The following is a 16,032-nucleotide window of genomic DNA, read 5'->3' as shown; positions in this document are numbered from 1 at the left end:
CCTTAATATAGAAAAACTCTAACCTGCACTCAGGTTAGAGTTTTCCGTGAGTTCTTATGCTTCTTGAGCAACAGGATATACGCTCACTTGTTTGCGGTCACGACCAAGACGCTCAAAGCGTACTACGCCGTCAACTTTCGCGTATAAAGTGTCATCGCCACCACGACCAACGTTAACACCTGGATAAATTTTTGTACCGCGTTGACGGTAAAGAATTGAACCACCTGAAACCGTTTGACCATCTGCGCGTTTAGCACCAAGACGTTTTGACTGAGAGTCACGACCGTTCTTTGTACTACCTACACCTTTCTTAGATGCGAAAAACTGAAGATCTAATCTTAACATACGTTACACCTCCTGCACTTTTTCTATTAAACGGATATACTTTCCGTAATCAAGTTCAATCGTCTTAAGTGAAACAACCAATCCTTCTAAAAGTATTTGTGCTTTTTCTGCTGTATGAACGTCTAAATCATTAGGCAATTCATACGTCAAGAATCCGCCATCACTTCCGAGTTCAATAGTTGCCTGCACATTACAAAGTTCTTCCACTGCATTTATAGAACCAAACACAACCGCTGTAGTTCCAGCACAGACAAGATCTTGTCCATGTGGCGCATAATTGGCATGTCCAGTCATTTTAAATGATCGGATACTTCCTAGTTTCGTGCGACTTATCGTAATCTTAATCATCTTAACCAGAATTAAGCGTTGATAGCTTCAACTACTAGCTTAGTGTAAGGTTGACGATGACCTTGTTTCTTACGATTGTTCTTTTTCGCTTTGTATTTGAAAACGATGATTTTCTTAGCGCGACCTTGTTTTTCAACTTTCGCAGTAACTGTTGCACCCTCTACAACTGGGCTACCAACTTTCACGTTTTCGCCACCAACGAAAAGAACTTTGTCAAAAGTAACAGTTTCACCAGCTTCAACATCTAATTTTTCAATGTAGATTGCTTGACCAGCTTCAACTTTAATTTGTTTTCCACCTGTTTCGATAATTGCGTACATACTTGCACCTCCTCTTAATTACTAAGACTCGCCAAAAACGAGGTAGACATAAAATGTCTTTAGGGAACCTGTCTTGTGCGGTTGTAGCATATAGCAGTTTAGGTGCTATAAACTATAACATAAAAATATTACCATGACTCATTGACTATTGTCAATGAATGTTCTGCTAACTATTTTTTCCGTTCTACAATTTCTTTCTTACTTCCAAAACGGATAATAGCGTACTTTTCGATAATATCATCTTTGAAATAAATTTCAAATGGAATATTTTTTTGTAATTCTTTTTGTGAAAAATGTTTTTGTACTTTTTTTGAAGCACCAATCAATACAGCTTCATCCTCTATATTACCATAAGTAATAAGCTCTCTCTCTAGCTCATACGCAATTGTTTCATTAGATATAACGTAACCTGTCGCTTTACAAGGCGCACACTCTTCTAATAATACGTCACGCAACGAATGTTTCTTGCGCTTACGCGTCATCTCTAAAATACCTAACTCTGTAAACCCAAGCACTCTTGTATATGTGCGATCATCTTGTAAAGCTATCATTAAACGCTCTCTTACCTTCTCTTTATCTTCCCGTCTTTTCATATTAATAAAATCAATTAATATCATCCCGCCAATATCACGAAGTCTTAATTGACGAGCAATCTCTTCAGCAGCCATTTCATTTGTGCGAAATACGGTATCTTGTAAATTTTGTTTTCCAGTAAATTTACCTGTATTCACATCAATTACAGTCATCGTCTCCATTTGTTCTACAATTAGATAGGCACCATTTGGTAGCCACACAATTTTTTGAAGTGCTTTCTCGATTTCACGATCTATTCCAAAATGGTTAAACATCGAAGATTTTTCATTATAAAAGGATACTCTTTCTTTCCCTACTTTTTCTTCTAATTCTTTTACTATACTTCTCGTATCTACAACTATTTTTTCAATTGTTTCAATTGGGTTCTCCTGAAATACACGATCTAAAAACGTCGCTGGTTGATGAAGTAGTAAGGGCGCCTTCCCTTGATCTTCTTTTCTTTTTAACTCTTCATATAACTGCTGCAACCCTTGCATTTCAGCTTGTATTTCATCGATCGTTCCTTTTTCAGAAGCAGAACGGAAAATGTATCCACCTGTCCCTTCTACTTCAATTCCCAGTAACTGTTGTCTTCTTTTATTATTTTTTATTTTCCGAGAAACAGCGCGCATTTCATCATAGGGCATGTAAACGACATATTTTCCGGTAAATTCTATCTTCGCCGTTAATTTTGGCCCCTTCGTATCAATTGCCTCTTTCACAACTTGTACAAGTATCGCCTGTCCTTCATGTATGCGATATGAAGATGGTACATCATCAAATGAAAGATATGCGTGTTTTTCTAATCCGATATTTACAAAGGCTGCGTTCATTCCAGCAATTGTTCTTACGATACGCCCAACATAAATATGTCCGACAATCTCCTGCTCTTCATTCCGTTTCCATAAAAGCTCTACAATTTTTTGTTTCTCTTCTATCGCAACACGCTTTTCCGAACCAGTGTAGTTAATATATAACGTCTTCAAAATTCTTTCCTCACTTTTCATTTCTTTTCCTTACAATATAAAAGGTTAGTGTCGTCGTCAACACTAACCAATTAATTCTTCAACAGATGAGGTTGTTCGTTTTTCAGCAAAATACGCATACAACAATTCATTTTCGTCCAATGTGTAATGCTCTTTATATTTTCCATGGACGATAATAGAGTGTTTATATCCTCTGCGAAATTTTGTGAAAATCGTATATAAATGATCTTCCGTTTTCACCTCAATAGGTGCTATTTTTTCAATATCTCTTTTATTCCCATAATAACGCTCTAATAAAAAACGCATAAATGCGTACCGTCTTTGTTTCCATTCTTGATATAAAGAAATCGCTAGAAAAACGAGTAATACCCACATCATAATGTTATTACTATTCCAAAGTAACTGCCATCCTAATATTACACTAAAAAAAACACATGACAATTTCATCATCTTTTCATGTGCTTGTAAATAGGGAAAACGATATGATAATACATTAAATAATACTTTTCCACCATCAAGTGGCCAAATAGGCAATAAATTAAACCCTAAAATAATGACATTATTCCATACAAAGAAATGGTACAAATCGTCAGTTACCCAGCCCGCTTTATACAAAATGTAAGCGACTGCAATCATCCATATATGCTGAATTGGCCCCGCCATAACGACAATTAATTCTTCTTTTAATGATTTATTCCCATGTTCTTCCATCTCAACTACACCACCAAACGGCAAAAGCTGAATTTGTTTAATACGCCAATTATAATACGCTGCGGCAAAAGCATGCCCAAGTTCATGAACTAAAACGATACAAAATAGTAATAGTAACTCTTTAAAACGTGCTGTAAAAATACCAATGACAATAATAACCCAAAACAACGGATGCACAGAAATTTTCGTGAAAACATCCCTATATTTAATCAAATGAAATCACCTGAATTGGATCAATAAATTTTTCATTCTTTTTTATTGCAAAATAAAATTTGCCATTTTTATTATTTTCATCATTACTCACTATTCCAATTTTTTGTTTCTTTGAAACGTAATCATATAATTTTACTGACATATCATTTAAATTTGCATACCATGACTCCGTACCATCAGCGTGCTGAATTTGAACTGTATTTCCAAGTTCCTCTTTCTTGCCCGCAAAAACAACTATACCTTCATTTACTGACTCCACCGTTGCATTTGTAGCCGTTTGAACAAATACACCCTGGCCGTTTTTTTGAAATCCTTGCATCACCTTTCCAGAGGCAGGAATCGCATAATCCTTTTGCTGAATAGCCTCTTCTTTTTTCTCATTTGGAGAAAAGAACACGAGAGGTTTTCCAAACTGATTTTCATACCATTTTGATATAGTAGCAAATTGAAATTCTTCTTGCATAACTTTTTCTGTAACAGCTCTAGTACCATCAAAAGAAGAAGGTGCGTTCTTAAATAAAATAGCAACCGAAAGAACTAATATTGCTGATAGCAAAACTTTGAAGAGAAAAACTTCTTTTCGAAATAGAGGATGAATTTCCTTCTCCCCCTCTTCAATAAAGACCGTTTCGCTATCAAAATCTCCTCCCGCAAAATACTGCTCTTCTTCTAGCAATTCTTGCTCTGCTTTCCTTTTCGCAATCCGCTTTTTAATTTCTTCCACACGTCTATTCTTCATACTGTCTCCTTTCTTTCGTTAGCCTTATTCAAATAGAAACAGTTATATACAGTTTGTACATATGTATGAGTTATAGAAGGAAGATATTCATGCGAAGAAAAAAGAAAGCACTCCGCATTTATGCGAAGTGCTTTTAACGGATTCCAAAGAAATTTTTCATCTTTGTAAATACCGATACTTTTTCTTGTTCAAATGCTTGTAATGGTACATTCTCACCTAACAAGCGTCTTGCAATATTACGATAAGCTATTGCTGCTTTCCCACTAGGTTGCAGCGCTACAGGTTCACCTGTATTCGTAGCACGAATAACTTCATCATCATCCTCGACAACTCCAAGAAGCTCGATTGACAGTGTACGTACGATTTCATCAACGTCTAACATATCCTGTTCATGAAGCATATGACTACGCACACGGTTAATGACAAGTTTCGGTGGTTCAATATCCTCTTTCTCTAAAAGCCCGATAATACGATCCGCATCACGCATTGAGGATACTTCTGGTGTTGTTACAACGATTGCTTTATCCGCACCTGCTACTGCATTTTTAAACCCCTGCTCAATCCCCGCAGGACAATCAATTAATATGTAATCATAATCTTGACGTAATACTTGTATTAATTCATCCATTTGTTCAGGTGTTACCGCCGATTTATCACTCGTTTGTGCTGCAGGTAATAAATAAAGATCATCAAAACGCTTATCTTTAATAAGAGCCTGAGGTAAACGACAACGCCCTTCAACGACATCAACAAGATCAAATACAATACGATTTTCTAGCCCCATTACTACGTCTAAATTGCGTAAACCGATATCTGTATCAATTAAACACACTTTTTTTCCAGATAACGCAAGGGCTGTACCAATGTTCGCAGACGTTGTAGTTTTACCTACTCCGCCTTTTCCAGATGTAATTACTATTGCCTCTCCCACAGCTATACAATTCCCCTTTCTAACTTTGTTAAATTAGGTCTAAGATGAGTGAGAAGTTGCAGGCGATCGACAACAATGTGATTATTCTCATTAATGTACGCACATTCTGCCGCCTCTGCTCCGTCTTCTTTCTCTTCCGGAGCCCGCATTGTCACATCACTAATTCGGAGTTGCATAGGATTCATAATAGATGCAGCAATAACAGCTTCTGAATCTCCATCATACCCCGCATGTGCAATTCCTCTTAATGATCCCAAGACAAAAATATTCCCCCCAGCGATAACCGTTCCGCCTGGATTAACATCTCCAATTAATAATAAATTGCCTTTTACATGTAACACTTGTCCAGAGCGAACAATTTTGGAAATAGGGACAATTTCTGTTTCTTCTTTCCAAGCTATTGCTTCTGCTTTTGTTATAACATCACTTTCGATTGATTCTACAACAAGGTTCTTCTTATTGCGAATTAACGTACGAATCTCTTCTTGTTGTACTTCTGTTAAATAGCGATTTCCTACTTTAACACGCACTTCAATTAAAGACCGTCCGTCACTCTCATAGTAATGTGTAGAAAGCTTTTCATCCAATTCTTTTAGTAGCTCAGAGAATGAACAGCAATCATCTAAATGAAGTGTTATTCCATCTTTTGTCCCTTTTATCGTTACATTTTGTTGCTTTTTTTCTTCCACTAAAGTTCACCCCACCGATTCAATTCGACATAAAATTAGAAAATCCTTTTTTCTTTTTCTTCTATCGCTTTTGAAAGACGCACTAAATATCGTCTCAGTGGGAAACAAACTATTAATAAGAAAATTCCATTTAGCAATAAAGTAGCAAGGAGACGATCTGTGAAAAAGACAGATGCTGACATGTGAGTACGTCCTAACAAAGTTAAAAACCCATACACATAATACTCTAATGCTGCAATGCCAGCCAGTACGATAGAAGCGACAATAAATAAATTCAATTGTAATACTTTCATCACACTATAAACTAAATAAGCTAAAATCGGATAAGCAAATATATATATACCGACAAGTTCCGTGTATACGGTATCAAATAAGAAACCAAATAATAGTCCGTAGTAAATCCCTTGAACCGGACTATAGTACACTGTAATAAAACATAACACAATTATAAAGAAATGCGGTGCTGCTATACTGCCTTTCCAAAAGACGTCTGTTGGAACAACAGTAGAGAACATATTTTCAAATAAAAAAACAAAAAGGAGCAAAAGAGGAAGAGCTGCTCTTTTTAAAATCGTCATCATCTCTTCTCTCCCTCCTATTCTAACGGCGCTGTAGGCATATCACGTTTTGCAACTATAATATGCTCTACATCATTCAAATCAGCGGATGGTTTTACATAAGCCGTTTTTGTTAAACCGTATGGATCTGGCTGAACATCAACAATTTTCCCAATCGCAAGACCTTTAGGGAAGATATCACCAAGTCCAGATGTTACAACTAGTTGATCTTTTTGTACCTCTGCATCAGAGCTAATCTTTGTGAAAAGAAGTAGTTGTTTTTCTTTATCGTAACCTTCAATTAATCCAAAGATATTTTCTTGTCCTTGTACAATAGCAGAAACACGGTTTGTTCGGCTCATCGAACTTAACAACTCTACTGAAGATGTAAACTGAGATACACTTTTTACGCGTCCAACTAAACCTTTCGGAGTTACAACAGCCATATCTTTTTTGATCCCTTGCTGTGCTCCTTTATCAATTCCAACTAAATCGTACCATTTATCGGGATTACGAGAAACCACACTAGCTTGTACTTCCGTATAATCACCACGGGACTTTTCTTTACCAGTTAATTCTCGTAGTTTTTTATTCTCATCGTCTAAATTTTTCACTACTGCAGATAAATCTGCGGTAGAATCTAATTTTGCTTTCAGCTTTTTATTCTCTTCATACGTGCGCTTTACATCTTCTACGTTCTCGAAGAATCCGGCAACATAATTCGCTGGCTTTTGGAATACACGTTCTACAACACCGACAGTATCTTTTATAAACTGCTCTGGCCATGATAAACTGTTCCGTTCTTTCAATGAGATTCCAATCAATGCCACGAGAAGAATAATACTAACTAACAAAACAATTAATCTTTTGTTTAAGAAAAACTGTGGCACGTTCACACCCTCTTAATTTCATTGATTTTTATTTTGCAATATTATCGAGCAGCAGTTTTGAAAAGATCGATATTGTCTAATGCTTTACCCGTTCCAATTGCTACGCAATCTAATGGATCCTCTGCAACAAGAACTGGCATATTTGTTTCTTCACTAATAACTTTATCTAAGTTACGTAGTAATGCCCCGCCACCCGTTAATACGATACCACGGTCCATAATATCCGCTGCTAATTCAGGTGGAGTTTTTTCTAACGTATTTTTAACTGATTCTACAATTGCATCTACTGTATCTTTTAATGCATCTGCAATTTCTTCTGGTTGAATTAGTACTGTTTTCGGTAAACCACTTACTAAATCACGACCGCGAATTTCCATAGGCTCAATACCTTCTGGCTCGCCTGCAGAACCGATTTCTAATTTTAATGCTTCTGCTGTTCTTTCACCGATCATTAAGTTGTAGCTTTTCTTAATGTACTGAATGATTGAATCGTCCATATCATCACCAGCAACACGAACTGATTGACTTGTTACAATACCACCTAAAGAAATAATTGCAACTTCTGTTGTACCACCACCGATATCAACAACCATACTACCAGTCGGCTCCCAAACAGGTAAGTTTGCACCAATTGCTGCTGCAAATGGCTCTTCGATTGGATAAGCATCACGAGCACCAGCTTGACGAGTCGCATCGATTACTGCACGTCTTTCTACAGCTGTAATACCAGATGGTACACATACCATTACGTATGGTTTACGTGAGAAGAATCCATTTGATTTTTGAGCTTGTTGAATGTAGTATTTCATCATTATTGCTGTTGTTTCGTAATCAGCAATTACACCATCTTTCATAGGACGAAGTGCCACTACGTTTCCTGGTGTACGACCAATCATTTGTTTTGCATCGCTACCTACCGCAACGATTTGTTTCGTATCAGTTTGTAATGCTACTACTGAAGGTTCACGTAAAACTACACCTTTCCCTTTCACATATACAAGCGTATTCGCTGTTCCTAAGTCTATTCCAAGATCGCGAGTAAATCCACCAAATCCAAACATATCATTTATCTTCCCTTCTTATTTTCACGGACTCATTTTTCTTACTTTATATTTATAAAAACAGTACGTTTTTTTATATCTGCATCCTTTTTGTAGATAATTTTCTACAAAAAACTCATAAATCACATTATAAAACAAAATAAGTAAAAAGAATAGTCTTAAATATGACCTTTTTCCTTTAAACTCACGAATTTATGGTCACCTATTATGATATGATCAAGTACATATCCCAATAAAAAAGAGCAAGTTATAGAACTCTATTATTTCTTTAAAGAATCCCCTCTAGAGACCATCTGTATAGAGCTTTCTTTTTACGCCCTTTCCACAAAAATTGTGCTAAAATTAAGATAACTCATCCTTAGAATTAAATCTTCCTTAGAATAGAAGTAAATTCTTTTAAAACATTTAACTACAAAATAGGGAGAGGTGGACATATGGATTTAGAGTCTAGCGAAGATACAATAAAATTCGTTAAAAGAGAAGTTCCCATATACCGAATGAAAGGCAATGAATACATTTCAGATAGTCGATATATAATTGGTCTTCTGATAGAAGATGAAATTGTAATCCCTCACCCAGTTACAGACTTCCTTGATAAAAATTACTATAATGAATCAGGTTCAATAAACAGCGAAAAGGCAGTTGCAGATACCTTGGTACAATTTCTCAACTATATACTCCATCAAAAGAACAGTGGTCATTCGATATTTAAAAAGATAAGAGGCATCGCTGATTTAAAATTATGCCATATGGAAGCTTTCCTAGAGTATTGTGGAGAAAAAGGAAACCTACGTGATACTGTTAAACGCAAAGAATATTACCTTCTACACTTTTATTACTTTTTTGGAATCCAAAAAAAAGTTTTAAAGAATACACCTCTGATAAATAGACCAAGCCATTCCAACAGCTTAAATGGAAACAAATCATATAGACAAACAAGTACCTTCAATGTAAATCTCTATTATAAAAAGCCCAAACAACAAGACTATGACGTTGACGTAATTAAGAAAAAAGATTTCCTAACCCAAAAGTGGACAACACCACAAGAAAAACAAGCCATACGTTTAAAAATAATAAGAGAATTTTTAATGCTAGCGAAAATAGAATTTCCTCATATAGCATTTGCAATTTGCTTACAGATATTCGGTGGGTTACGTGCAGCCGAATGTATGAACCTTGATATAAACTCTGTACTACCCCAAAACAACTCACAATATGGGGAAAAAGGAATAATTTTAAAAATTAGAGATAGACAACCAAATTTATTTCCTTTATATTCTCCTCAAAGTAACAACCAAGTGAAACGTCCACGGGATCAAGCTGTTTTACTAGATCCACTTGTTCCTTACTTATACAAAAAACATTTAGATTGGTTGAATACAAAGCATCGTTCCATGAAAGGGAAAAGTAAGTTTAAAAGTAATTTAGCTTTATTTATTAATAGTCGTGGGGAAGCAATGCAGACCCATACTTACCGAAATACGTTCAATAATTTGAAACGCTTTTACTTAGGAATGTTAAAAAATACAAATGGGCGATATGAAGATTTTAAAGAGTTTCGTGAGACAAAATGGAGTACACACATCGGACGTGGTGCCTTTACCAACCTTTGCTTAGATGCCGGCTACAGTGCTGTACAAACTGCTATCTTAAGAGGAGATAGATCACCTCAAGCAATGTTAGACTACACCGATATTTTAACTGCAACAAGTAGTATTATACGCGCAATAGATATTATATCCCCTAAATCTATTGATTCATCCTATGAATTTGAAGAGATCGAATTGAATAAAACATGGAAGGATGTCATGCACTTTGCTAATCCAGATAACCGATACACAGAATTTACAGATTAAAGATGCTGTAATTAGTAGTGATCAATTTGCAGAAAGAATTGGCTTAAATCCATCCGCACCTTTTTTTTCAAAACACCTGTATACACAAACACTAAAACAATTAGCCACTGCAAATATTCTAGATGTTTGGGAGACAAATGATACAAAACTTTTTCTAAATCAACATGAAGACTCAGCCTACCTAGCAAAACACATGTCTGGTAAACAAATCATGGATAGTTGTAATATTTCTCCTCAAACATTAAGAAAGCTATGTAAAACACATAATATTCCTCTACATAAGTTCAACACCATATACAAAGATATTTTTATTCCACTAGAATTCATTGAAAAGTATATAACCGATGATAAATACATTACTGGATATGATTTATTAAGAAAAAGCTCTATAGATAAAAAATCAAAAAAATTTTTTCCACGCCGGGCATTACTAAGTGTGATTAACAACATTCAAAAACACAATTTAAATAACTTATTGGGTTACAAAGAACTTACAACACCTTTATATTTCAAAAATATAACTCAACCTCAACACCATGTTTTTCTTCGTAAGAAAATCATTAATTTTTTTGAAAAACATGTGAGTATCAACAAAGTATTAAATGAATTATCTATGAGGAGAAGTAACTTAGTTACCCTCTTGCATCACATTAATATAAAAATATATACGCTTTATGGCAGTAGCCACGATGGCAAATTCATTTCAAAAAGCGATTATCACTACTTACAGACATATAGAAAAGGAATTACCAGTGGAGGAAATGGCAGTTACGCTCAGCGCAATGACAAATATATTGAGTATAGGGAAAAATATTATACAAAGAAGCAAGTAATGAATTACCTTTCACTCAGTAGCGATTACATCAATACGGTATTAGATAACTATGATACTAAACCTGTAAAAATATTAGAATACAAGTTCAATACAGATAAAACAAGTTTTATTTACTTCTTTTCAAAAGATGCAATCCATAAATTAATCGAAAAACAAAAGCTTCTAAAACGCCAATATAAGCAAGAATATTACACAATCCGAGAGATTAAATTACTTATGGACAAAGATGGCTCTACTACAAATTTTTTATATGCCTATATACCTAGAAACAATATTCAACCTACTGAATGTCCCTCCTTATTAATGGGTGTATTAAAAAGATACAATGGCAGTAAGAATTTATTTCGAAAAGAAGATGTTCACCAATACCTATTAGATCGTAAAAACAGTAAAAACCTAATTAGTATCGAAATGGACGACCCTTTTAAAGAGTTCATTTACAAAACAGAAACACTTTTACAAATTTCTTTTTCAAAAAAATTAATACGAACTAAAGATCTGTGGTTTCAATATGTTCGAAAACAATTACACGCTACCAGAAGTTCAAATATTAGCATTTACATTAACCAACTCTCAAAAACAAGTTTCCATTTAGCAGATTTATTAACTAAAGAAATCTATAGTTATTCTGCGTCATCCTTAAACAAATTATTTTTTGAAGAAAACTCAAACATACCTCGTACTTACCAGCGCATCCTATATCATTTTTGCCGAGAAGTTTATGCTTCTATTTATGAGGTTACACAAAAACCACCTTATACACTGGACAAACTTACTAATCCTAACCATTTTTTAAATCAACGTGATGTAGATTTATCTAGATATACCTATGAAGAGTACAAAGATTTATATCGATTTGTCAATGACTTATCAATACACAAACTTACTGCAATTCAAGATGTCGAATCTTTTCTTAAAGGAAACAAATACTGTAATTATGACAGTTATTGGTTATACATATTGATACAACTTACAAATAATTGGCGCCATGCAACAGTTATAACTCAAATTCCAGAAGTAGACTTATCAAATACCTCGATTACAGACCTAGATTGGTTAAAACAAAATAATCCTTCAATAGATGATGCTAACTCTATAATCTTCCAGGTAGGTCGTTATGTAAAAAAGATCCACAAAACTGGCGCAGACAGCATTTTTCGGATTGCTGATCCTTTAAAAATCGCTTTTGCAACAGCCATAAGTATTTGTCAATTACGCGTAAATGCTTATCATATCGTTGCTCCAAGTTCAAATCAAAAAAACACATCACCTAAGAATATTCCCAAAAATGTAGGTGCTTTAATATGGATTAAAACTCGTTCTATAGTTCAACCGAGACATACAATACATAAAGTCTTTTTTAAATATTTCAAACATGAATTTAAATTTTCTAATCGAAAAATGAATCGTACGCTTACTACTTTGATTTGGTCTGTATTAAGATCTTTAAACGCCGCTAAAATTTCAAGATCTCACTTTAATGAAGATTCAACAATGCACTACATTAAATTAGATGAGAAGCAACTTACTCATTTAATAGAGCAAATCTTTGAAAGAAGTTCCTTCGGCTATATAACTCAGCTATTAACTAACAAATTATTTGATGGATTAAACATTGAAAAAAATGTAGAAACACAAAAAATGCTAGAGTTAACAAAGAAATTTGGTGATGTTCAAAAAATAGAAGTCTCTTCTGGTCTCATAGATCGTCTAGCAACTGAACAATGGGAAGTTATAGATTTAATAAACGGCTTAAAAAAAGAGGAAATTCAACATCTCCTCTCTGAAGCAATGGCCAATACATTATATTCTAAACAAGAATATTACCAGTGTATCTTTTCCAGGTGCAAATATGACGATATAACCAGTAATAGAGACTGCACCTGTTGTCCCTTTTCTATTGTTAATGTATTTGCCTTATCAAATTTAATGAACACGTATCTAAAAGGGATCCATCATATAATTTCTCATTTTGATAGTGCTAAAGAAGGAGAAAAGAAAAAAATGGCCAATCATTTCTACTTGCTCTGGCTACAAGTTCAATCAGCTAAAGTACAGTTTGGTGATTTAATATATGATTTTGTTGAAGGCGGCAAAGAAAAATTCACACTCCTTTCTCAACAATTACCAAAGACTAAAAAATATTTGACAGACGGAATCTATTAAATACAATTTCGTAATGAAGGAGGATTCACTTGTTAAAAATTAATCATAAAGTTTTAGAAGACCTTTCAACCCTTGATAATGTATTTGATATTAATGAAAATTTTATAGAGGCTCAACAATTATTTAACGAGTATTTCGATATAAAATCTTTTAACCAAACAAAGGATTTCAAAAGTAATATCTGGTCATTCACTGAATTAATCAATGGCCAAACTTATTATTTCAATTTTGAATCTTTTCAACCATTGCTTAAGTTTAATAGTAATTTAGTAGTTAATGAATGTATACTAGCTTTAAAATGTTGGATTATTTTACATTTAGATTCTAAATCCCCCTCGGTAACCTATAAACTTTTTAGTAATTTATACTCTATTTGTCGACTAACAAAAGGGTTTCAAACGAACTATGAAAATTTAATCCAATTAATTAACTCCGGTAAAGTCTATAGTAGAAAAAACTCTAGAAGTAATGACTATGTAACCAAAGCTGTGGCTCCCGAAACCATACTACGCTTTATAAATAGTTTTCTTAGCTTTTCAAAATTTTATACAGATCTCCCTATAGATCCGTATTACATTCAGATATTAGAAGATGAAAGAGCTAAAATAAAATCATCTACAAGCAATCGTGATTTGCCTCCACCAAAAGATATCTTAGTCTTTAAAGACTGTATAGAATATTTTTTTATAACCCATCAAGATCAAATAACAGACAAATTAAAATTCAATAAACTGACTAAATTCTTTCCAGTCATCCTATGGTGGGATATAACATCCATTATACCAATGCGCCCTAGTGAATTTTGTTTAATTAAGAAAGATTGTCTCTCTCTTACAGAGAATACCCTAACTTTCCCTCGTCTTAAGCAAAGACGGAATAAAAAAAACAGAACTGAACTAACATATGACACATTACCAATCCCAAAAGAATTAAACAGGAAAATTACACAATACTTACAGCTAACATCAGAATATGAATCTTCCGAATACCTAATATCTTTCGAAGCTTTTAAGGAACTAATATTAAAGAATATAAAGAGCTCTATAAACTATGAACAAAAAATATTCACTCGAGAATATTTACAAAAATTAATTGAATGTTTTTATATGGAGGTTATTAAAGAGGAATATAACTTAGAAATTAACCATCAACTTAAACCCGGTGATTTGAGACATATAGCTATCATATCACTAATGATGCAAGGATATGACCGAGTCGAGATTGAGAGACTGGCAGGCCACTTTGACCTTAACACACAATATTCTTATGGGAACCATATGAAATTTTGGATTGACACAGATATACAAAGATTAACAAACCAATTTATATTACAAAATACAGAGAACTTCGTGTCACCACATGGTATTCAAGAATATGAAAAACTATATGATGACATTGCTTATAGTGAATGTAACACCTACAATCGTGATGCATCCAGTAATTTTATCGAATTGAACCTGGGTTATTGTAAAGATAAAACAATGCCCTGTCCCTCATTCAATTGGAACTTTACAGGATGTTACTTCTGCAAACATTGGGGTATATCACTACATGAGTTGCAAGAAAAACGAGAATTAATTATTACAGAAATTAGTGTAATTTATAAAAATATCCAAAAAAAGATTAATTACTTAGTAGGGCTATATAATTTACACCATTTAGATGAATTCGGAAAAATTAATCCTCAATTAAAAACTGAGCTAAGGACAACATTTGACAGAATAGAATACGACAAAACTTCTATTGCAAGATTACAATACCTATTAGGAGTGGAGATTGATGAACTCAAATAAAGGGCCCGGCAGACCAAAAAAATATGAACTCACTGAAAAGCTTAAACAAGAGATACTATATTTACTTAGAGTTTATAACCAAAACCACAACCCTTACCCTCAAATAAAATATAAACATATTTGGGAATATGCTACTAACCTTTATGAACAAGGAACATTCTCTATCAAAACAAGCTATGATTTTTGGAAAAAGAAAGATCGTACTGGTCGTCAGTTAGTCGATACAGTTAATACTATACAGTCACAAAAAGTTTCTATTTCTCAATCAATAGAACTAGACTTAATTGATATTAAAGAACTGATTGATAAGTATGGCGGGAAAAACAAAGATTTACTGTGGGAGTATTTAGAGCCTTATGATAAACATTTGTACAATATTGCTTCAAAAATTAAACAATTGGAAGATAAAAATAATAAATTACAAAATAAATTAAATAAACAAGAATTGACCATTCAGAGTCTAAAACAAAAAAATTATAGAATTCAAAAATCATTATTAGCCATGTTTACCTATAGTAACAAAGAAAATGAACTCGTAAATATGCTAAATACAGGTAACTCTAAATCACATATCATAAACTTAGCATTACACGACACATTTGAAAATCCAATATCATTTATCCAAGAATTAGAAAAGCATTTAAAGCATCAAGCTAGACAACATTTGGATTCTTCTAAAGTAATCCCTTTACATCCAATCAATAAAAGTCAAGACAATACCCCAGAATATGATTTATGAAACAGATTCAATATATTTGCTTTATTTCATTGTTTATAGTTTTTAAAGGAGTCTGTTATTAGTCTTATGCCTGTCAAGTGGACATATTCAAAAGTACTATGCAATCAGTGTGCTCCGATATTCAATTAGTGCACACTGATCTAGATTTTTCTGAAATCGTTCATAAATATAGAACCAAATATAGTCCCCCACAGCTCGATAGAGATCGTTTTCTGTTTTGAAGTGTGAAAAGAACGATTCAATGCATGCATTATCTAGGCAATTTCCTTTGCGAGAATGA

General features: G+C 33.8%; 15 protein-coding genes, 1 pseudogene and 1 other annotated feature. Of the genes and pseudogenes, 4 read left to right on the top strand and 12 right to left on the bottom strand.

Annotation, left to right across the window (positions count from 1 at the left end):
- Positions 1-54 precede the first annotated feature (54 nt).
- The 12 genes and pseudogenes from rpmA to MHH66_RS28555 form a co-directional block, all read right to left on the bottom strand.
- The gene (gene rpmA, locus MHH66_RS04585) at positions 55-345 is read right to left on the bottom strand and encodes a 50S ribosomal protein L27 (protein ID WP_000944957.1); all 291 of its coding nucleotides are present in this window, start codon (positions 343-345) and stop codon (positions 55-57) included.
- Between the two features lie 3 nt (positions 346-348).
- Positions 349-693: a ribosomal-processing cysteine protease Prp gene (locus tag MHH66_RS04580; protein WP_002138477.1), complete on the bottom strand. Its 345-nt coding sequence runs from the start codon at positions 691-693 to the stop codon at positions 349-351.
- Between the two features lie 11 nt (positions 694-704).
- Entirely contained in the window at positions 705-1,013 is a 309-nt protein-coding gene (rplU, locus tag MHH66_RS04575) for a 50S ribosomal protein L21 (protein WP_000270907.1), read from the bottom strand.
- Positions 1,014-1,027: 14 nt separating this feature from the next.
- Positions 1,028-1,106, bottom strand: a sequence feature (ribosomal protein L21 leader region).
- Between the two features lie 77 nt (positions 1,107-1,183).
- Positions 1,184-2,593: an Rne/Rng family ribonuclease gene (locus tag MHH66_RS04570; RefSeq protein WP_002034148.1), complete on the bottom strand. Its 1,410-nt coding sequence runs from the start codon at positions 2,591-2,593 to the stop codon at positions 1,184-1,186.
- Positions 2,594-2,635: 42 nt separating this feature from the next.
- A complete protein-coding gene (locus MHH66_RS04565; protein ID WP_002088816.1) occupies positions 2,636-3,496 on the bottom strand; it encodes a M50 family metallopeptidase in 861 nt (286 codons plus the stop codon).
- Positions 3,489-4,235 carry a M23 family metallopeptidase gene (locus MHH66_RS04560; RefSeq protein WP_002034147.1) on the bottom strand — a complete coding sequence of 249 codons (747 nt, stop codon included), beginning with the start codon at positions 4,233-4,235 and terminating at the stop codon, positions 3,489-3,491. Before MHH66_RS04560 ends, MHH66_RS04565 begins: the two co-directional genes overlap by 8 nt.
- Positions 4,236-4,368: 133 nt before the next feature.
- Positions 4,369-5,166 (bottom strand): septum site-determining protein MinD, encoded by a 798-nt coding sequence (gene minD / locus MHH66_RS04555; protein ID WP_000503308.1) that lies wholly within the window; start codon positions 5,164-5,166, stop codon positions 4,369-4,371.
- Between the two features lie 2 nt (positions 5,167-5,168).
- A complete protein-coding gene (minC, locus tag MHH66_RS04550) occupies positions 5,169-5,855 on the bottom strand; it encodes a septum site-determining protein MinC (RefSeq protein ID WP_002015372.1) in 687 nt (228 codons plus the stop codon).
- A 35-nt stretch (positions 5,856-5,890) separates the two neighbouring features.
- Positions 5,891-6,436, bottom strand: coding sequence for a rod shape-determining protein MreD (gene mreD, locus MHH66_RS04545; protein ID WP_002015371.1), 546 nt, complete (start codon positions 6,434-6,436; stop codon positions 5,891-5,893).
- A gap of 14 nt (positions 6,437-6,450) precedes the next feature.
- Positions 6,451-7,302: a rod shape-determining protein MreC gene (mreC, locus tag MHH66_RS04540; RefSeq protein WP_002129256.1), complete on the bottom strand. Its 852-nt coding sequence runs from the start codon at positions 7,300-7,302 to the stop codon at positions 6,451-6,453.
- Between the two features lie 41 nt (positions 7,303-7,343).
- Positions 7,344-8,363 (bottom strand): cell shape-determining protein MreB, encoded by a 1,020-nt coding sequence (gene mreB, locus MHH66_RS04535; protein WP_002015369.1) that lies wholly within the window; start codon positions 8,361-8,363, stop codon positions 7,344-7,346.
- Between the two features lie 158 nt (positions 8,364-8,521).
- Positions 8,522-8,593 (bottom strand): annotated as a pseudogene (locus tag MHH66_RS28555) (JAB domain-containing protein); the annotation flags it as partial.
- A 204-nt stretch (positions 8,594-8,797) separates the two neighbouring features.
- Between MHH66_RS28555 and MHH66_RS04530 the strand changes: the two are divergent.
- From MHH66_RS04530 to MHH66_RS04515, 4 genes are read left to right on the top strand one after another with little or no spacing between them, the layout of a single operon-like run.
- Positions 8,798-10,219 carry a hypothetical protein gene (locus MHH66_RS04530; protein WP_078184464.1) on the top strand — a complete coding sequence of 474 codons (1,422 nt, stop codon included), beginning with the start codon at positions 8,798-8,800 and terminating at the stop codon, positions 10,217-10,219.
- The gene (locus MHH66_RS04525; RefSeq protein ID WP_078184465.1) at positions 10,179-13,220 is read left to right on the top strand and encodes a hypothetical protein; all 3,042 of its coding nucleotides are present in this window, start codon (positions 10,179-10,181) and stop codon (positions 13,218-13,220) included. Before MHH66_RS04530 ends, MHH66_RS04525 begins: the two co-directional genes overlap by 41 nt.
- Before the next feature lie 29 nt (positions 13,221-13,249).
- On the top strand, positions 13,250-15,013 hold the full coding sequence (locus MHH66_RS04520) for a site-specific integrase (RefSeq protein ID WP_078184466.1): 1,764 nt from the start codon (positions 13,250-13,252) through the stop codon (positions 15,011-15,013).
- Positions 15,000-15,752, top strand: a complete 753-nt coding sequence (locus MHH66_RS04515; RefSeq protein WP_078184467.1) for a hypothetical protein — start codon at positions 15,000-15,002, stop codon at positions 15,750-15,752. The genes MHH66_RS04520 and MHH66_RS04515 overlap by 14 nt, the downstream gene beginning before the upstream one ends.
- Positions 15,753-16,032 lie beyond the last annotated feature (280 nt).

It is taken from the genome of Bacillus sp. FSL H8-0492 (assembly GCF_038006145.1).
Classification (GTDB): Bacteria; Bacillota; Bacilli; order Bacillales; family Bacillaceae_G; genus Bacillus_A; species Bacillus_A mycoides.
The sequence above is the reverse complement of the archived record's forward strand: the minus strand, read 5'-3'. Positions and strand labels throughout refer to the sequence as shown.